A 17,456-nucleotide genomic window follows, 5' to 3' on the forward strand; every position below is an offset into this window, starting at 1 on the left:
CCTGTGAGTGAACAATTATTCATTTCTGCGTGTCGATCATTACAAGGAAAGCTCAAGTCCAGGCGCTATGCTCGACAACATTCGGTGTCCATCGGGAGAACTGCCATGAAAGATCAGGTCCATCATGCCGCGGCCGCGGGCTATAAGACCGCAGCCGACACTTATGTTCGCGGTCGCCCGGACTATCCGCCGCAGGTGGCTGACTGGTTGACGGGCACCCTTGGATTGAACGCCCACAAAACTGTGATCGACCTCGGTGCCGGAACCGGCAAGTTCACGGGGCGGCTGGTGGCGACCGGGGCGCAGGTGATTGCCGTGGAGCCGGTGGCGCAGATGCTGGAGAAGCTGTCGCTGGCCTTCCCTCATGTGTTGGCGGTCAGCGGCACGGCGACGGATCTGCCGCTGCCCGATGCCTCGGTGGACGTGGTGGTCTGCGCCCAGTCCTTTCACTGGTTTGCCAGCACCGAGGCGCTGACTGAAATCGCCCGGGTACTGAAACCGGGCGGCAAACTGGGGCTGGTGTGGAACCTGCGAGATACCAGCGTGAGCTGGATGCCGAAGCTGGATGCGATCGTCAATGCGCTGGAAGGTGATACGCCGCGCTTTCACACCGGTGCCTGGCGCCAGGCCTTTCCACACAAAGCGTTCGGGCCATTGCAGGCGCAGCATTTCAATCATTCGCATACGGGGACGCCGGAGGACGTGATTTTCAACCGGGTGCGCTCCATCAGTTATATCGCGGCGCTGCCTCAGGAGCAGCAAGCGAAGGTTGATGAGCAGTTGCGCGCATTGGTTGCCGGGGAGCCGGCGTTGCGTGGGAAAGATGTGGTGACGGTGCCTTATGAAACCTTGGCGTTTGTGGCGGTGAAGGGCAGGTAGATGGGTGGTGCGGCCAATCGCGAGCAGGCTCGCTCCCACAGGGATCTTCAGGGTTGCAGAGATCCCTGTGGGAGCGGGCTTGCCCGCGAAGAGGCCAGTCCAGACACTACAGAACCCCGACCAGTCCCGCTTTTGGCCGAACCACTGCCTTACTCCCCCAGGCAATGCCTTGTTATAGTCCGGACCTCATTTTTTGCCCGGTAAAAGGATCACTGCCATGTCTCAGTACACCGCGTTCACCGTCGAACTGGCCGATAAAATCGCCCATGTGCAGATTAACCGCCCGGAAAAGATCAACTCGATGAACGCCGCGTTCTGGAGCGAAATCATTGAGATTTTCCAGTGGATCGATGACACCGACGAGGTTCGTGTGGTGGTCTTGAGCGGTGCCGGCAAGCATTTTTCATCGGGTATCGACTTGATGATGCTCGCTGGCGTGGCCAATGAACTGGGGAAGGACGTCGGCCGTAACGCGCGCCTGCTGCGGCGCAAGATTCTCGCCCTGCAAGCCTCGTTCAATGCCGTTGATCATTGCCGCAAGCCCGTCCTGGCGGCGATTCAAGGCTATTGCCTGGGTGGCGCCATCGACCTGATTGCCGCGTGCGACATGCGTTACGCCGCTGAAGACGCGCAATTCTCTATCAAGGAAATTGATATCGGCATGGCCGCCGACGTCGGCACCTTACAGCGCTTGCCGCGGATCATCGGTGACGGCATGCTGCGTGAACTGGCTTACACTGGTCGCACCTTTGGTGCCGATGAATCGCGCACGATGGGACTGGTCAATCGCGTCTACAGCGACCATGCCAGCCTGCTGGACGGCGTGATGGGCATTGCCCGCGAGATCGCCGCCAAGTCGCCGATTGCGATCACCGGCACCAAGGAGATGATCAGCTACATGCGTGACCATCGCATCGATGACGGCCTCGAATACGTCGCCACCTGGAACGCCGCCATGCTGCAATCCACCGATTTGCGCGTGGCCATGGCCGCCCATATGAGCAAACAGAAACCCGAATTTCTGGATTGATTAAAAATGACTTCACGCTGGACCACCGCAGTACTGGACACCGATCAACCCGGCGGCTGGGCCGTGGCCCGCAGTCCCGAAGGCTTTATGTTCGATGACAATGGCGCGCTGTTCCCGCGCGAATGGCTCAAGCGCCAGGACCTGTCGATCCTCGCCGAGCATGGCATCGGTCATCTGGATGGCGAGCCTGTTTATCTGCTGGAATTGAGCAGTCACAGCGAAGTGCCGGGTTGCAACTGGAAGGGCCTGCGGGCTTTCATGCTTGACGGTGATCACACGGTGTACAAAGTGCTCGGTTATGCCGCGCAGATTGGCACCTGGTATCGCGAGCACCGCTTTTGCGGCAACTGTGGCCAGGCGGCGACCCAGGTTCCCCGAGAGCGGGCGATGTACTGCCAATCGTGCGACCTGCGCTATTACCCACGGATTTCGCCGAGCATGATTGTGCTGGTGACCCGGGGTGATGAAGTGCTGCTGGCCCGTTCGCCCCGCTTTGTGGCCGGGGTCTACAGCACGTTGGCCGGGTTTGCCGAGCCGGGTGAGTCGGCCGAAGACTGCCTGATTCGCGAGGTGCGCGAAGAGGTGCAGATCGAGGTCAAGAACATCCAGTACATGGGCAGCCAGTGCTGGCCGTTCCCGCATTCGATGATGCTCGGTTTTCATGCCGAGTACGCCGGCGGCGAGATCGTCTGTCAGGAAGACGAAATCGAAGACGCCCAGTGGTTCAACGTACACGACTTGCCGCCGTTGCCGGCGTCTCGCTCGATTGCCCGCTACCTCATCGACGTCTACGTGGCGCGGCGTTTAGGCCATGCTGAACCAGTGTTGCCAGGCTAACCGCACGGTCAAGCCCAGCACCACGGTGATGAACACCGGACGGATGAACTTCGCACCGCCACTGATGGCGGTGCGAGCGCCGAAGAATGCACCGACCATCACCGACAGGCCCATGCTCAGGCCGATGATCCAGTCCACTTGCCCGGAAAACACAAACACCGACAGCGCCGCGATGTTGCTGACGAAGTTCATGCTGCGCGCCACGCCACTAGCCTTCACCAGGTCGATCGGGTAAAGCAGCAGGCTGCTGACGGTCCAGAACGCGCCAGTGCCGGGACCTGCCACGCCATCGTAGAAGCCGAGGCTGAAGCCTTGGGTCGACTGCCACTTTTTCTTGATCGGTGCGTCGCTGTCCAGCGGCGCTTTCGGCGTGCCGCCAAACAACAGGTACAGACCGCAGGCGAAAACGATCACCGGGAGCATCTTGTTCAGCCATTCCGCCGGCAGATAATGCGCGACCACGGCCCCCGTCAGGGCTCCGACCAGCGTGCCGACGATGGCGTGCATCCATTGTCTGGGGTGGAACAATTTACGCCGGTAAAAGGTGAAGCTGGCGGTGGCCGAACCGAAGGTCGAACTCAGTTTGTTGGTGCCCAACACCAGGTGCGGCGGCAGGCCGGCGGTCAGCAGGGCCGGGGTGGTCAGCAGACCGCCACCGCCAGCGATGGCGTCGATGAAACCGGCAATGAAGGCAACGATGGCCAAAATGGCCAGGGTGGTGAGGTCAACGCTGAGTTCGAAAGGCATGGAATCGGCTTATTCGGCGGGGTGCAGCAAGGGGCTGCGGGGAAGGGCCGATATCTTACCTAGATCCAACTTCTGCTGCGACCCGTCTGGCCTCATCGTCGGAACGCCGCCCGGAGCAAGCCCGCTCCCACAGGGATCTCCAGTGTTGTAGAGATCCCTGTGGGAGCGGGCTTGCTCGCGATGCCGGCGCTACATCACTTAGGTTGCGGCCCATTCCCGATCTGCCACACAAACGGCGGCTCTGTCCCGTTGATCGCCCAATCCCCGACAATCCGCGCCTTGTAGATCAGCGGATTGTGCGACGAGACCGTCCGCGCGTTGCGCCAATGCCGGTCCAGGGATTTACCTGCCCGCACATCCGATGCCCCCAGCGCATTGAACAGTTGCGTGGTGGCCCGCAGGATCAACTCCGAGACCACCACCTGCGCCTTGGCCGATTCGATTTCCGCCGCGACATTCGCCGCCTGCTCCAGCACTTCATCACCCGAGAACCGCGCCAGATACGCTCGTTGCGCCGGTTGTGCGGCCTTCAAGGCTGTTGCTTCGGCGGCATACACCAGGGCGGCGATTTCACCGACCACCTGCTGCACCTGCGCGTCCTGGCTGACGTGCGCCGCATTGCCATGGCTGTAGATGCGTTTGCGCTCGCGCACCTGATGAGCCACGTCGCGCAATGCCGCGCGGCCAATGCCGGCCTGGGTGGCGAGCAGCACCAACTGATAAAACGCGGTCTGGTATTTGAACCGGGTGGCGAAATCGATGAGGTTCTCGGAGTGCACTTCCGCGTCGATAAACCGCGACGTTCCGCTACCGGTGGTGCGCTGGCCAAACCCGTCCCAGTCATCGCTTTGGGTGATTCCCGGCTGACGAGTGCACACCGCCGCAATCACGTCGCCGCCGGTGTCGCTGCGCTGGGCATAGACGTCGATCCAGTCGGAAAACAGGCTGCCGGTGCTGTAGAACTTCTCGCCGTTGAGCCGCCACTGATCACCGTGGGGCGAGACTTTGGTGATGACGTCGCCAATCGCCACGCTGCCGATCTCAGTCCAGGCGTTGCCGACCAGGTCTCCGTCGACAAAGCGTTTGAACCACAGGTCCCGGCCCGGTCCCGGCGGTGCGTTCAAGCGGTCCTCGGCAAAGGCGAAATGCCCACGCAGGGCCTGGGGTACGTTTGAGTCAGCTTCGGCCAATTCGATCAATAACTCGAACAACTGGGGCAGGGACGCGCCGCCGCCGCCATATTCAACCGGCACCCGTACGGCGCCGAAACCGGCGTCCTTCAGCCATTTGATCGGCTCGTGCGGCAGGCTGCGCGATTGTTCGCGTTCAATGGCGCCAGCGGCGATGCGCTGGAATATCGGCCGGAATCTCGAGGCCAGCGCCTCATAGTCAGTGCCAATGGACAGAGGATTGATGATCTGGTGTTCGGTCATGGGTCGGCTCCTTGGAACGGCAGTGAGTGCCAAGGGGGGATTGCAGGGTCCATGCCGACTTCAAAGGCCCTGTCTTTGCGGGCTTGCACGGGTTTTGAGCCATCGCAACTGTTGCCGCAGCAACAGTCCATCAGCAAATTGCCCGGACAAACACGCGGATCCCTGTGGGAGCGGGCTTGCTCGCGAAAGCGATCTGACATTCAACATCTTCGTTAGCTGATACACCGCATTCGCGGGCAAGCCCGCTCCCACAGGGATTTCGCTGGGCTCAAGACGGTCGTGTCTCCAGTTGCGATTCAGCGCTGGCACGGTTGCTGCTCTGACCCAAGGACTTCCCCAAAGTCCCGAGGACAAACCAATGAGTCAGCAAGCCGTCAAATTTGCCTACTGGGTGCCGAACGTCAGCGGCGGACTGGTGGTCAGCAAGATCGAACAACGTACCCACTGGGGCATCGACTACAACCGCAAACTGGCGCAACTGGCTGAAGAGGCCGGCTTCGAATATGCCCTGACGCAGATTCGCTTCACTGCCGGTTATGGCGCCGAGTTCCAGCATGAATCCGTCGCCTTCAGCCATGCGTTGCTGGCCGCGACCACCAAGCTCAAAGTCATCGCCGCGATCCTGCCAGGCCCTTGGCAACCGGCGTTGGCGGCCAAGCAACTGGCGACCATCGATCAACTGACCAATGGCCGGATCGCGGTGAACATTGTCAGTGGCTGGTTCAAGGGTGAGTTTCAAGCGATTGGCGAACACTGGCTGGAACACGATGAGCGTTATCGTCGCTCCGAAGAGTTCATCCGCACACTCAAAGGCGTCTGGAGCCAGGACAACTTCACGTTCCGTGGTGACTTCTACCGCTTCGACAATTACAGCCTCAAGCCCAAGCCTCTGGGCCAGCCGGAAATCTTCCAGGGCGGCAGCTCGCGCGCGGCACGGGACATGGCGGCGCGGGTTTCGGACTGGTACTTCACCAACGGCAACACCCCGGAAGGAATCAAGGCCCAGGTCGACGATATTCGCATCAAGGCGGCGGCCAACAACCATTCGGTGAAAGTCGGCGTCAACGCGTTTGTCATCGCCCGCGACACCGAAGAAGAGGCGCGAGCGGTACTGGCGCAGATCATCGATCAGGCCGATCCGGAAGCGGTGAATGCGTTTGGTGACGCGGCGAAGCAAGCGGGCAGGGCATCGCCAGAGGGTGAGGGCAACTGGGCCAAGTCGACCTTCGAGGATCTGGTGCAGTACAACGATGGCTTCAAGACCAACCTGATCGGCACGCCGCAACAGATTGCCGAGCGCATCGTGGCGTTGAAGGCGGTGGGCGTGGACCTGGTGCTGGCGGGCTTTCTGCATTTTCAGGAAGAAGTGGAGTACTTCGGCAAGCGGGTGTTGCCGTTGGTGCGTGAGTTGGAGGCCAAAGCAGCAGCCAAGCCCCAGACCGCAGTTGCCTGAACACCCATGATCGTTCCCACGCTCTGCGTGGGCATGCAGCCCGGGACGCTCCGCGTCCCTGAAGCGGACGCGGAGCGTCCGGTGAGGCATTCCCACGCAGAGCGTGGGAACGATCAGTCAGGGATCAGTGTTTACAGGCCCAGGTCGGACAGGCCCGGGTGGTCGTCAGGACGGCGACCCAGCGGCCAGTGGAACTTGCGCTCGCTTTCCTTGATCGGCAGGTCGTTGATGCAGGCAAACCGGTTGGCCATCAAGCCGTTTTCATCGAACTCCCAGTTTTCGTTGCCGTAGGAACGGAACCAGTTGCCCGAGTCGTCGTGCCATTCATAGGCGTAACGCACGGCGATGCGGTTGCCGGTGAAGGCCCAGAGTTCCTTGATCAGGCGGTAATCCAGTTCCTTGGCCCATTTGCGGGTCAGGAAACCCTTGGCTTCTTCGCGGTTGTAGGCAAACTCGGCGCGGTTACGCCATTTGGTGTCCAGGGTGTAGGCCAGCGATACGCGTTCCGGGTCGCGGGAATTCCAGCCGTCTTCGGCCAGGCGAACTTTTTCGATCGCCGATTCACGGGTAAACGGCGGCAATGGCGGACGAACTTCAGCGTTAGACATTTAAAGTCTCCCTTTCAAATTAAAGTTCAAGCAAGTTGTCGGGCTTATTTAAGTGTTACAGGTCCAATAACTTTCGCGCCATGCATTGCGCATTATCGGCGGCACTGTGATCACCCATCACAAGCGCTACGGTAATGGCACCGTCGATCAGGATCAGCAGCTGTCTGGCCAGCATCTCCGGGTCGGCTGCGCCATATTCGGTGCAGAGCTCGCGCACGTAGTCGAGCAGCTTTTGTTTGTGGTCTTTGGCGACCAGGCGAACCGGGTCTTGCGGATCACCGGTCTCGCCGCTGGTATTAATGAATGCGCAGCCGCGAAAACCTTCCGAGTCGAACCAGTCTTTGAGTACGGTAAACAGGTTGAGCAGGCGCTCGGCCGGGGTTTGAGCCCGATCGACCGCGGTTCTGAACCAGTTCATCCAGCGTATATCGCGGCGTTGCAAAGCGGCGACGGTCAGCTCCTCCTTGTTGGCGAAGTAGCGGTAGATACTTTTTCTGGAGACGCCGGCGGTTTTCACCAGAAGATCCATGCCAGTGGCGGCGATGCCACTTTTGTAGATCAACTTTTCGGTGACATCCAGAATGATGTCGCGTGTGTCGTTGCTAGTGATTTCGTTCATGTGGCAAACAGTAGAACGATCGTTCTTCTTGGTCAACAGGTTTTATGAAGATCGTTCCCACGCTCTGCGTGGGAATGCATCCCGCGACGCTCCGCGTCGCCTCTCAAAGCGGACGCAGAGCGTCCATGGCGGCATTCCCACGCAGAGCGTGGGAACGATCGGTCGATCGGTGCAGTAACAAGACCCCGGCGGATCCATGGTGTAAGCTCTCTGGCTATTCGGAATTGACCCTTTGCGAGCCCTATGCCGTCGCTTTTCAAACGCTCTCTGCTGCCTAAACTGCGCAGTTTTCCGCTGACCGCCGATGCCGTCACCATCCTTTCCGGCGCCGCCGAGTTTCGACGTTGCCTGCTGGAAAAAATCGCCAGTGCCACTCAGCGCATCTATATCGTCGCGCTGTATTTGCAACAGGACGAAGCCGGTCAGGAAATCCTCGATGCCTTGCACGCCGCCAAACTGGCACGTCCGCAACTGGACGTGGTCGTGGTGGTTGATTGGCTGCGCGCCCAGCGCGGCTTGATCGGTGCTGGCAAGCAACCGGGCAACTCGGCCTGGTATCAGGAAGCGACCCGCACCCACGAAAGCGAGGTGCCGGTGTACGGCGTGCCGGTGCAGACCCGCGAGCTGTTCGGCGTGTTGCATTTGAAGGGCTTTGTGATCGACGACTGTGTGATCTACAGCGGCGCGAGCCTGAACAACGTTTACCTGCACAAATTCGACAAGTACCGCTACGACCGCTATCACCTGCTGCACAATCAAGCGCTGGCCGACTCGATGCAGCACCTGATCCAGCACGGTTTGATCGCTTCCAAAGCGGTGCATCGTCTCGATCTGCCGAACCTGCCGACCACCCGCAGCCTGCGCAACGACATCGGCGATTTGCGCAGCCGCCTCAAGCACGCCACATACGACACCACGGCAGGCACCACGGAGAAAGCCGGGTTGTCGGTGAGCCCGTTGCTCGGTGTCGGCAAGAACAATCCGTTGAGCCGGGTGATTTGCGAGCTGATCGCCAGCGCCCAGCATCAGCTGACCATCTGCACGCCTTACTTCAACCTGCCGCTGGCGGTGACCCGGGAGATCAACCGGGCCCTGGCACGCGGTGTGAAGATCGACATCATTGTCGGCGACAAGACCGCCAACGACTTCTACATCCCGCCGAGCGAGCCGTTCAAGGTGATCGCGGCGCTGCCGTATCTTTACGAGATCAGCCTGCGACGCTTTGCCAAACGGCATCAGGAAAGCATCGACAGCGGCAAGCTCAACCTGCATTTGTGGAAGGACGGCGACAACACCTACCACCTCAAAGGCATGTGGATCGACAAGCGCTACACCTTGTTGACCGGCAACAACCTCAACCCGCGCGCCTTCCGCCTCGACCTGGAAAACGCGCTGCTGATCGATGATCCGAAAGGTGAACTGCTGGAGCCGCGCAGCAAGGAGCTGGGAGAGATTTTCCAGAACACCACGCGCATCGAGCGCTATCAGGATCTGGAAACTTTGCTGGAATATCCGCCGGCGGTGGCCAAGTTCTTGAAGCGTGTCAGTCGGGTGCGGATTGAGCGGTTGCTGTACCGGATGTTGTAAGCATTAGCAGGCATCTGTGTAGCCTGCAAAAATGCCTTCGCGGGCAAGCCCGCTCCCACACTGGATCGGGTTCCAACCCAAATTCCCTGTGGGAGCGGGCTTGCCCGCGAAGGGGCCCGCTAAAACACTGCAAAAATCAGTTCAAACCCAATTTCCCACGCAACGTCGACAAATCCTCAGCCAGCGTATTCACCGGCCCGACCAGCGCCTTGCGGTCGTTTTCTTTGACTTTGTCGTAGGTCTCAAAACCACCGTCCGTGGTTTTGTACTTGGCCAGCACCTTGTTCACGCTGGCGAAGTTCTTGTCGACTTTGGCGATAAACGCTGCGTCCTGTTTCTCGATCTGCGGACGGAACAGGTCGACGATTTTCTTCGCGCCGTCGATGTTGCCCTGGAAGTCATACAGGTCGGTGTGGCTGTAGCGATCTTCTTCGCCGGAGATCTTGGTCGCTGCCACTTCCTCCAGCAACGCCGCCGCGCCGCCGACGACTTTCTCAGGCGGGAAGGTCAGGCCGGCTACGCGGGATTGCAGGTCTTTCACGTCCTTGTCCAGGCCATCGGCGAGTTCGCCCAGGCCCTGGGTGCTCTTCTCGGAAAACAACGAATATTCGATGCGGTGAAAACCGGTGAAATCTTCAGCCTTCACACCTTTTTCGTGGTCGTCGACACGGGAGTCGATGGAGGCGTCGAGGTCACTGAACAGCTCGGCAATCGGCTCGATGGACTCGTAGTAAACCCGGGTCGGCGCGTAGAGCTTTTGCGCGGTGGCCAGGTCGCTTTTTTTCACCGCCTCGGTGAACTGCCTAGTGTGGCTGGCCAGTTCGTCCAGTTGCTCGGTGACATAGATCTTGTAGTCCGAAACCGGCCCCACCAGATCCATCGGCGCCGTCGCTGCGAAAGCCGAAAGCGGAGTGTTGAGCAAGCCTAGGGTCAGCAATAACGCGAGTGGTGACTTTTTCATGGGACGGTTCCGTGTGGGGAGTATTTATGCGGTTGTTTTTGCAGAAGCGGCGTCAAGCAGTGAGCGACCGATGAAGTCCTGATCGCCGGTCACACCCGGCAGGGTGAAGAAGTAGCCGCCGCCGACGGGTTTGAGGTATTCCTCGAGCGGCTCGCCGTTGAGTCGGGTTTGCACGGTGATGAAGCCTTTTTGCAGATCGGCCTGGTAGCAGATGAACAACAGGCCCATGTCCAGCTGACCGTTCTTGTTCACCCCGTTGGAGTAGTTGAACGGCCGACGCAGGATCAGGTTGGCCTGGCTCGCGGCAGTGCGCGGGTTGGCCAGACGGATGTGCGCGTCGAGCCTGGTCAGCTTGCCTTGCGGGTCCTTGGCATAGTCCGGGACCTCGGTTTCATGGGCGCCGCCCATAGGCGCGCCGGAACTTTTGACCCGACCGAGAATGCTTTCCTGTTCCTGCAACGGCGTGCGGTCCCAGCGCTCGACGAAGTTGCGGATGATCCGCACCGCCTGATAACTGCCATTCGCCGCCCAGGCAGGTTCGTCGCTGCCCGGCTGGACCCAGACGATGCGGTCCATGGCCTTGGCGTCGTTGGAGTTGGGATTGGCCGAGCCGTCGCGAAAGCCCAGGAAGTTGCGTGCGCTCTGTGCCGGCACGCCGGGTTTCGCCGGGGCCTGTGGCGGCACGCTGCCTTCCTGTTTCCAGCGCACCAGCAGCAGGTCCGGCAGGTTTTTCACGATGTCGCGCAGGGCGTGGATATTGGTGTCGGTGGTGTTGGCGCAGAACTGCAAACTCAGGTCGCCGTGGCAGCAATCGGCTTCCAGCGCATCGTTGGGAAAACCGACCATGCGGATCAGCCGCTTGGGCTTGACCTCGGCCAGACCGAAGCGCTCATCGAACAGCGACTCGCCGACAGAGACAGTGATGGTCAGGTTATCGGGTGTCACCACCGGGCCCAGAATCCCTGAATCCACGGGCGGTAGTTTCGGGTCCACCTGAGTCACCGGGCCACCCTTCATCAGGAACGCGATGCGTTCGTTGAGGGTGCGGAACAACCGTTCCAGATCCTGGCGGTCACTGGCCAGCACATCAAACGACACCAGCATGCCGGACGCCGGACGCGGGGTGACGATGCCGGTCTGGTGCTGGCCGTGGAAGGCATGGCGGTCTTCGGTCTTGTCGCTGCTCGGTGCTTCGGTCACTTGCGCGGGGCTTGCGGCCATCGCCGGGCAACTGAGTGCCGTGCCGGCCAGGGCCACACCGGCAGCGCCCATGCCCATCAGCACGCGACGGCGCTGGAGATTGAAGTGTTCTGAGTCGTTCATCGGTTTGAGTCTTCTGCGGACAGGCCGGAAAGGCCAAGGGCGGGATCGATGCCATCGAGTGCGTTGGCCAGTGTCCTGGCCTTATCGGCGATCTGTTTGCGCTGCTCGGCACTGACCGTGTCGTAGCTCGCGTAGCCTTCCTTGAGCTTGAAGCCGTTGAGGTCGGCGTCGAGGGCGGTGATCGCGCTGTCGACTTTCTGCAGCAATTCGACGGCGGACTTGTTCAGCAGCGGGCGTAACAGGTCGACGACTTTGCGCGTCGCATTGAGGTTGGCCGCGAAACCGTTCAGGTCGGTGTGGCTGTAGCGTTCTTCTTCACCGCTGCTGGCGCGCACCTCGGCGAGGCTGTTGAGATTGCGCACGACGATGCTCACCAGTTGCTCCGGTGGCAGCGACTGCGCGAGCAATTGCTGTTTGAGCGTGGTGACATCGCGGGTTAGCCGCTGGGCAACCGGCGCCAGATCGACGAGCGTGCGTTGCTGGAACAGCGCGTATTCGATGCGGTGGAATCCGGCAAAGGCAGGATCCTGCTCGCGTTTTTCGAAATAATCGGCGCGGGCGTTGATCGCATTGTCCAGTTCGGCCAGACGCTGGGCGGCCGGCGCGATCCGTTGATAAGCGGCGCGGGCCGGTGCATACAGCGCCTGCGCCTGGCTCAGGTCGCCAGCGGCGATGGCTTGTTCAAGCGCGCCGACGGCTTTGATCAGCGTCGTGCTTTGGCTGCTCAGGTACACACGAAACTCCGACAATGGCCCGATGAACGCAACCATCGACGGTTTGGCCTGGGCGGCAGCTTCTGACGCGGCCGTCGGGGTGACGTGCAAGGTGCCGCGCGGATTGCTCAGCAGGCCGCAGGTGATCGCGTAATCGCCGGGCAACAGGTTGGCGTTGATCACCTGGCTCAAGCCGGGTGCAATGTTTTCCCGTTCTTCGAGTACCAGCACGCCGTCGAGGATTTCCCATTCCACCGCACGGTCCGAGCGGTTGACGATGCGGAAACTGGCTCGACCGGCCGGCACCGTCAGTGCGTTCGGCTCGCAACTGTGCGGGTGGATGGTCACGACCACTTCGTCATGCTGGGTCTGACGCTTGGCTGCGGCCCGTTGCGAGGCGTAGTAGAACAGGCCACCGGCGGCGATCATCACGATCACCGAACCGGCCACCGCCCAGCGCAAGGCGCGGGGAGGGGAGGCCTGGGGAGAGGTTTGGTTTGGCATGGGTGCCCTTACTGACTGGAAACGGAAGACGGGTGTATGGCGGGCGTCGGCGCGGGGAGAAAAAACATCACCAGCGCCACCAGCAGATAGATCAGATAAGCCCCGAGGGTGCTGATGGTCGGCGCATCCTGATAACCGAACATCCCGGCCAGCACCGAGCCCAGCGGGCCGTCCATGGGCAGCGTGGCGCTGAAGTCGAACAGCACCGTTTGCAGGTGATTCCAGACCCCGGCTTCGTGCAGCGCTTGCACCGAGTTGGCGAGAATTCCGGCCGCCACGACGAGGATGAACAGCCCGGTCCAGCGGAAGAACGCACTGAGGTTCAGGCGCATGCTGCCGGTGTAGATCAGGAAACCGACGATGATCGCCAGGATCAGGCCGAGCAGGGCGCCAATCGGTGCCGCCGGGCCTTCGCTTTGCTGGAACACCGCCAGCAGGAAGAACACCGTTTCCAGGCCTTCGCGAGCCACGGCGAAAAACACCATGGCGATCAGCGCCGTGACCTGGTGCCTGGAGCCGGTCAAAGCCTGATCGAGGGAGACGTGCAGCGAATGCTTGATCGAACGCGCCACTTTGCGCATCCAGAACACCATCGAACTGAGGATGCCGACGGCGATCAGGCCGACCACGCCTTCAAACAGCTCCTGCTGTTTCTGCGGAAATTCGGCACTGACCAGTTCCAGCCCGCCGCCCACCAGTAATGCCAGCGCAACGGCGAGGCACACGCCAATCCACACGGCCGGCATCCACTGACCGCGGCCGGTCTGCTGCAGGTAGCTGGCGATGATGCCAACGATCAACGCGGCTTCAATGCCTTCGCGCAGCATGATCAGAAAGGGGACAAGCATTCAGCACCGTTACGAAGCTAGATAGGGTGCTAATTTGTAACATAATGACACTCATTACCAAATAGAACTGATTGCCATTTACCTGAACCTAAGCTGAACAACCTTAAACAACACACTGGAGCCTGTGGGATCTGCATTGAGCTGAAGGCTGCGCTAAGATGCCGGCACCCAACAAGAACAAGGCACACCTCGCTCAATGTCGGAAAAAGACACCATCTCCATTCAACTGGTGCGCGAAGCACTGCTGCAAAGCTGTGCCCCGGGCGCTGCCACCGATGAGGTGTTGAACAAAGTCGGCATCGAGCCGGCGCTGCTGCATTGCAACGACGCCCGCGTCCCGGCCACCGCCTATGCACGCTTGTGGCGTCTGCTGGCCCGGCGTGGCGACGATGAGTTCTTTGGCATGGACCCGCGCAAGCTCAAGTCCGGCAGCCTGGCGTTTCTGTGCCGTAGTTCGATGGTTCAGCCGAGCCTGGCCGCTGGACTCACCACGGGCCTGAATTTCCTGTCGTTGATGCTCGAAAACCTGCCCGCGCAACTGGTGCGCCAGCAAAGTCTGGCCGAGATCGTGCTGCTCGAAGACGACCAGGAGCCGCGCCGCGCCTTCACCTATTTCACCTACTGGATGATCGTGCACGGCGTCGCCTGTTGGCTGGCGGGACGGCGGATACCGATTCTGGCCATCGAACTGCGCTGCGCGGAGCCGGATTTCTGCGATGACTATCAGGTGATGTTCTCCGAGAACCTGCGCTTTGACCGACCGCGCACGCGGATGATTTTCTCGGCCGAGTGCCTCGACCTGCCGATCAAGCGCAGCGCTGAGGAACTCAAGCGTTTCCTGGCCCATGCGCCGGCCAATATCCTGGTCAAATACCGTGATCCGCAGAGCCTGGCCAGCCGGATCAAACACGATTTGCGCCAGTTGCCCGCTGAGCAGTGGCCGGAGACCGAACCGTTGGCGCAACAACTGTGCATGTCGGCTTCGACCCTGCGTCGGCGACTGGCGGAAGAAGGGCAGACGTATCAAGGGCTCAAGGACAGCGTGCGCAAGGAATTGGCCATCGTCTGGCTGGCCGAGCCGCAGATCAGTTTCGCCGAAATCGCCGCGCGCCTGGGGTTCGCTGATGCCAGCTCGTTCTACAAGGCGTTTCGCAAGTGGTCGGGGTCCAATCCGGGGCATTACCGGAGTTTGATTCTTAACGAAGCTGTCTGATCCGGATTCTGTGTCGACAGGACCGACGCCATCGCGAGCAGGCTCGCTCCCACAGGGGAACGCATTCCAAATGTGGGAGTGAGCCTGCTCGCGATGAGGCCCGCAAAGGCGCCACACCATTCAAATTTTGGCCAAACCAGTCAGACAACTTGATAGCTTTGACCATTGTCCCTTTCCCCGCCCAGAGCGAGTATTTCCCTGTTACTTACGGTTCCCCCAACCCAATAAAAAAACAGCGGGATTCTGGCAATGCGCGATTACTTGTCTGCCTCTTCACAGTTCAACTATCAGCACACCGTCGACACTTCTCTGGCCGGCAATCTGCAAGCCCTCAACGCCTGTGTCGAGTGTTGCGACCGGCATGCATTGCCGGGGCGCATTGCGCTGTTCTGGGAAGGCCGCGATGGCTCCAGCGCGACGTATACCTTCAGCGACTTGCAGGACAAAGCGGCACGTTTCGCCAACTTCCTCCTGGCCCAAGGCGTAAAGAAAGGCGACAAGGTCGCCGGCCTCCTGCCACGCAATATCGAATTGTTGATCACCGTGTTCGCCACCTGGCGCATCGGTGCGGTCTATCAGCCACTGTTCACCGCGTTCGGCCCGAAAGCCATCGAGCACCGCTTGAGCAACTCCGGCGCCAAAGTGGTGGTGACTGACGCGGTCAATCGACCGAAACTCGCTGATGTCGCCGACTGCCCGACCACCGTTACCGTCGGTGGACCGAAAGGCCAAGGCATCGTCCGTGGCGACTACAGCTTCTGGGCCGAACTGGCCAATTATTCCGCCAAGTGTGAACCGGTGTTGTTGACCGGCGAAGACCCGTTCCTGCTGATGTTCACCTCGGGCACCACCGGCCCGTCGAAAGCCCTGTACGTGCCACTCAAGGCCATCGTCGCCTTCAAGGGCTACACCTGCGACGCCGTGGATTTGCGCCCGGAAGACGCATTTTGGAACCTGGCCGATCCGGGTTGGGCCTATGGCATCTATTTCGGCGTCACCGGGCCGATGTCGATGGGGCATCCGATCACCTTCTACGATGGCCCGTTCACCCTCGAAAGCACCTGCCGGGTCATCAACAAATACGGGATCACCAACCTCACCGGTTCACCGACCGCCTATCGCCTGCTGATCGCTGGCGGCGATGATTTTGCCAAGTCGATCAAGGGCAAGCTGCGCATCGTCAGCAGCGCCGGCGAGCCGCTGAACCCGGAAGTGATCCGCTGGTTTGCCGACAACCTCGGCGTGGTCATTCACGACCATTACGGCCAGACCGAACTGGGCATGGTCCTGTGCAATCATCATGGCCTGGAACACCCGATCCACATGGGCGCCGCCGGGTTCGCCTCGCCGGGCCACCGCATCGTGGTGCTCGACGATGAATACAAGGAACTGGGCGTCGGCCAGCCCGGCATCCTGGCCATCGACCGCAGCCAATCGCCGATGTGCTGGTTCAACGGTTACGAAGGCGCGCCGACCAAGGCCTTCGTCGGCAACTATTACCTGAGCGGCGACACCGTCGAGTGGAACCCGGACGGCAGCATCAGTTTTGTCGGCCGTAGCGACGACGTGATCACCACCTCCGGCTACCGCGTCGGCCCGTTCGACGTGGAAAGTGCGTTGATCGAACACCCGGCCGTGACCGAAGCCGCTGTCGTCGGCAAACCGGACCCGGAGCGCACCGAACTGGTGAAAGCCTTCGTGGTGATTTGCGAGCATTACCGCCCGACGCCGGAGCTGGCAGAAGAACTGCGCCAGCACGTGCGCAAACGTCTGGCCGCGCATTCATACCCGCGTGAAATCGAATTTGTCAGCGAATTGCCGAAAACCCCAAGCGGCAAATTGCAGCGCTTTATCTTGCGCAACCAGGAAATCGCCAAGGCTCAAGAGGCCGCGGCTCACAAAGCTTCTGCTTGAATCGAAGGAAACAATGATGCAGATCGAAAACAAGGTTTTTCTCGTGACCGGCGGTGCATCGGGTCTCGGTGCGGCGACCGCTGAAATGCTGGTCGCGGCCGGTGCCAAGGTGATGCTGGTGGACATGAACGCCGAAGCCGTTGCGGCCCAGGCCCAGCGCCTCGGCTCCCAAAGCGTGGTGGCCGACATCAGTGACGAAGCGGCGGCGGAAGCGGCGGTGCAGGCGACGGTCAAGGCCTTTGGTGGCCTCAATGGCCTGGTCAACTGCGCCGGCATCGTGCGCGGCGAGAAGATCCTCGGCAAGAACGGCCCGCACGCGCTGGCCAGTTTCAGCCAGGTGATCAACGTCAACCTGATCGGCAGCTTCAACATGTTGCGTCTGGCGTCGGCGGCCATCGCCGAAACCGAACCGGATGCCGACGGCGAGCGTGGCGTGATCATCAACACCGCCTCGGCCGCCGCCTATGACGGCCAGATCGGCCAGGCCGCCTACGCCGCGTCCAAAGGCGCAATCGTCAGCCTGACCTTGCCCGCCGCCCGTGAACTGGCGCGCTTTGGCATCCGTGTGATGACCATCGCCCCGGGGATTTTCGAAACCCCGATGATGGCCGGCATGACCCCGGAAGTCCGCGCATCCCTGGCCGCTGGCGTACCGTTTCCGCCGCGTCTGGGCAAACCAGCCGAGTATGCCGCGCTGGTCAGGCATATCATTGAAAACAGCATGCTGAATGGCGAGGTAATCCGTCTCGACGGTGCCTTGCGCATGGCCGCCAAATAAGGAGGATTT

At 60.7% G+C, this 17,456-nt stretch carries 16 protein-coding genes; 8 read left to right on the top strand and 8 right to left on the bottom strand.

Annotation, left to right across the window (positions count from 1 at the left end):
• Positions 1-105 precede the first annotated feature (105 nt).
• The 3 genes from K5K95_RS24550 (at position 106) to nudC (ending at position 2,746) form a co-directional block, all read left to right on the top strand.
• Positions 106-879, top strand: a complete 774-nt coding sequence (locus K5K95_RS24550; RefSeq protein WP_222586507.1) for a class I SAM-dependent methyltransferase — start codon at positions 106-108, stop codon at positions 877-879.
• Between the two features lie 217 nt (positions 880-1,096).
• Positions 1,097-1,909 carry a crotonase/enoyl-CoA hydratase family protein gene (locus tag K5K95_RS24555; protein ID WP_222586508.1) on the top strand — a complete coding sequence of 271 codons (813 nt, stop codon included), beginning with the start codon at positions 1,097-1,099 and terminating at the stop codon, positions 1,907-1,909.
• Positions 1,910-1,915: 6 nt separating this feature from the next.
• Positions 1,916-2,746, top strand: coding sequence for an NAD(+) diphosphatase (gene nudC, locus K5K95_RS24560; protein WP_222586509.1), 831 nt, complete (start codon positions 1,916-1,918; stop codon positions 2,744-2,746).
• Here the strand turns inward: nudC and K5K95_RS24565 are convergent.
• Both K5K95_RS24565 and K5K95_RS24570 read right to left on the bottom strand, forming a co-directional pair.
• Positions 2,714-3,493, bottom strand: coding sequence for a TSUP family transporter (locus K5K95_RS24565; RefSeq protein ID WP_222586510.1), 780 nt, complete (start codon positions 3,491-3,493; stop codon positions 2,714-2,716). The two genes, nudC and K5K95_RS24565, sit on opposite strands and share 33 nt — an antisense overlap.
• Before the next feature lie 194 nt (positions 3,494-3,687).
• A complete protein-coding gene (locus K5K95_RS24570; protein ID WP_222586511.1) occupies positions 3,688-4,926 on the bottom strand; it encodes an acyl-CoA dehydrogenase family protein in 1,239 nt (412 codons plus the stop codon).
• Positions 4,927-5,284: 358 nt separating this feature from the next.
• On the opposite strand from K5K95_RS24570, the gene sfnG reads away from it, so the two are divergent.
• Positions 5,285-6,379, top strand: coding sequence for a dimethylsulfone monooxygenase SfnG (gene sfnG, locus K5K95_RS24575; protein WP_222586512.1), 1,095 nt, complete (start codon positions 5,285-5,287; stop codon positions 6,377-6,379).
• A gap of 131 nt (positions 6,380-6,510) precedes the next feature.
• Here sfnG and K5K95_RS24580 read toward each other — a convergent pair whose 3' ends face one another.
• Positions 6,511-6,987 carry a DUF1348 family protein gene (locus K5K95_RS24580; RefSeq protein WP_222586513.1) on the bottom strand — a complete coding sequence of 159 codons (477 nt, stop codon included), beginning with the start codon at positions 6,985-6,987 and terminating at the stop codon, positions 6,511-6,513.
• A gap of 55 nt (positions 6,988-7,042) precedes the next feature.
• The gene (locus tag K5K95_RS24585; RefSeq protein WP_222586514.1) at positions 7,043-7,606 is read right to left on the bottom strand and encodes a TetR/AcrR family transcriptional regulator; all 564 of its coding nucleotides are present in this window, start codon (positions 7,604-7,606) and stop codon (positions 7,043-7,045) included.
• Positions 7,607-7,849: 243 nt separating this feature from the next.
• Between K5K95_RS24585 and pssA the strand changes: the two genes are divergently transcribed.
• Positions 7,850-9,193 carry a CDP-diacylglycerol--serine O-phosphatidyltransferase gene (pssA, locus tag K5K95_RS24590; protein ID WP_222586515.1) on the top strand — a complete coding sequence of 448 codons (1,344 nt, stop codon included), beginning with the start codon at positions 7,850-7,852 and terminating at the stop codon, positions 9,191-9,193.
• Between the two features lie 136 nt (positions 9,194-9,329).
• On the opposite strand, the gene efeO (K5K95_RS24595) is transcribed toward pssA, so the two are convergent.
• Genes efeO (K5K95_RS24595) through efeU form a run of 4 tightly spaced genes read right to left on the bottom strand, consistent with a single transcriptional unit; the run spans position 9,330 to position 13,542 of the window.
• The gene (efeO, locus tag K5K95_RS24595; RefSeq protein WP_222586516.1) at positions 9,330-10,154 is read right to left on the bottom strand and encodes an iron uptake system protein EfeO; all 825 of its coding nucleotides are present in this window, start codon (positions 10,152-10,154) and stop codon (positions 9,330-9,332) included.
• A gap of 24 nt (positions 10,155-10,178) precedes the next feature.
• Positions 10,179-11,477 (bottom strand): iron uptake transporter deferrochelatase/peroxidase subunit, encoded by a 1,299-nt coding sequence (efeB, locus tag K5K95_RS24600; RefSeq protein WP_222586517.1) that lies wholly within the window; start codon positions 11,475-11,477, stop codon positions 10,179-10,181.
• Positions 11,474-12,694, bottom strand: a complete 1,221-nt coding sequence (gene efeO / locus K5K95_RS24605; protein ID WP_222586518.1) for an iron uptake system protein EfeO — start codon at positions 12,692-12,694, stop codon at positions 11,474-11,476. The genes efeB and efeO (K5K95_RS24605) overlap by 4 nt, the downstream gene beginning before the upstream one ends.
• Positions 12,695-12,702: 8 nt before the next feature.
• Complete coding sequence (gene efeU, locus K5K95_RS24610) at positions 12,703-13,542, bottom strand: iron uptake transporter permease EfeU (RefSeq protein WP_222586519.1); 840 nt, start codon at positions 13,540-13,542, stop codon at positions 12,703-12,705.
• A 196-nt stretch (positions 13,543-13,738) separates the two neighbouring features.
• Here efeU and K5K95_RS24615 point away from each other — a divergent pair, with 196 nt between their 5' ends.
• From K5K95_RS24615 to K5K95_RS24625, 3 genes are all read left to right on the top strand, one after another.
• Positions 13,739-14,755: an AraC family transcriptional regulator gene (locus K5K95_RS24615; protein ID WP_222586520.1), complete on the top strand. Its 1,017-nt coding sequence runs from the start codon at positions 13,739-13,741 to the stop codon at positions 14,753-14,755.
• A 249-nt stretch (positions 14,756-15,004) separates the two neighbouring features.
• Positions 15,005-16,669, top strand: coding sequence for an AMP-binding protein (locus tag K5K95_RS24620; RefSeq protein ID WP_222586521.1), 1,665 nt, complete (start codon positions 15,005-15,007; stop codon positions 16,667-16,669).
• Positions 16,670-16,685: 16 nt separating this feature from the next.
• Entirely contained in the window at positions 16,686-17,447 is a 762-nt protein-coding gene (locus tag K5K95_RS24625) for an SDR family NAD(P)-dependent oxidoreductase (protein WP_222590414.1), read from the top strand.
• The last annotated feature ends 9 nt before the right edge of the window (positions 17,448-17,456 follow it).

The organism is Pseudomonas sp. DR48 (genome assembly GCF_019823085.1).
GTDB lineage: Bacteria > Pseudomonadota > Gammaproteobacteria > Pseudomonadales > Pseudomonadaceae > Aquipseudomonas.

Coding starts and splice junctions, on each gene's coding strand:
- K5K95_RS24565 (WP_222586510.1), bottom strand. CDS start 3,493: ATGCCTTTCGAACTCAGCGTTGACCTCACCACCCTGGCCATTTTGGCC.
- nudC (WP_222586509.1), top strand. CDS start 1,916: ATGACTTCACGCTGGACCACCGCAGTACTGGACACCGATCAACCCGGC.
- K5K95_RS24585 (WP_222586514.1), bottom strand. CDS start 7,606: ATGAACGAAATCACTAGCAACGACACACGCGACATCATTCTGGATGTC.
- K5K95_RS24570 (WP_222586511.1), bottom strand. CDS start 4,926: ATGACCGAACACCAGATCATCAATCCTCTGTCCATTGGCACTGACTAT.
- K5K95_RS24625 (WP_222590414.1), top strand. CDS start 16,686: ATGCAGATCGAAAACAAGGTTTTTCTCGTGACCGGCGGTGCATCGGGT.
- K5K95_RS24550 (WP_222586507.1), top strand. CDS start 106: ATGAAAGATCAGGTCCATCATGCCGCGGCCGCGGGCTATAAGACCGCA.
- efeO (WP_222586516.1), bottom strand. CDS start 10,154: ATGAAAAAGTCACCACTCGCGTTATTGCTGACCCTAGGCTTGCTCAAC.
- efeB (WP_222586517.1), bottom strand. CDS start 11,477: ATGAACGACTCAGAACACTTCAATCTCCAGCGCCGTCGCGTGCTGATG.
- efeO (WP_222586518.1), bottom strand. CDS start 12,694: ATGCCAAACCAAACCTCTCCCCAGGCCTCCCCTCCCCGCGCCTTGCGC.
- K5K95_RS24555 (WP_222586508.1), top strand. CDS start 1,097: ATGTCTCAGTACACCGCGTTCACCGTCGAACTGGCCGATAAAATCGCC.
- K5K95_RS24620 (WP_222586521.1), top strand. CDS start 15,005: ATGCGCGATTACTTGTCTGCCTCTTCACAGTTCAACTATCAGCACACC.
- sfnG (WP_222586512.1), top strand. CDS start 5,285: ATGAGTCAGCAAGCCGTCAAATTTGCCTACTGGGTGCCGAACGTCAGC.
- pssA (WP_222586515.1), top strand. CDS start 7,850: ATGCCGTCGCTTTTCAAACGCTCTCTGCTGCCTAAACTGCGCAGTTTT.
- K5K95_RS24580 (WP_222586513.1), bottom strand. CDS start 6,987: ATGTCTAACGCTGAAGTTCGTCCGCCATTGCCGCCGTTTACCCGTGAA.
- K5K95_RS24615 (WP_222586520.1), top strand. CDS start 13,739: ATGTCGGAAAAAGACACCATCTCCATTCAACTGGTGCGCGAAGCACTG.
- efeU (WP_222586519.1), bottom strand. CDS start 13,542: ATGCTTGTCCCCTTTCTGATCATGCTGCGCGAAGGCATTGAAGCCGCG.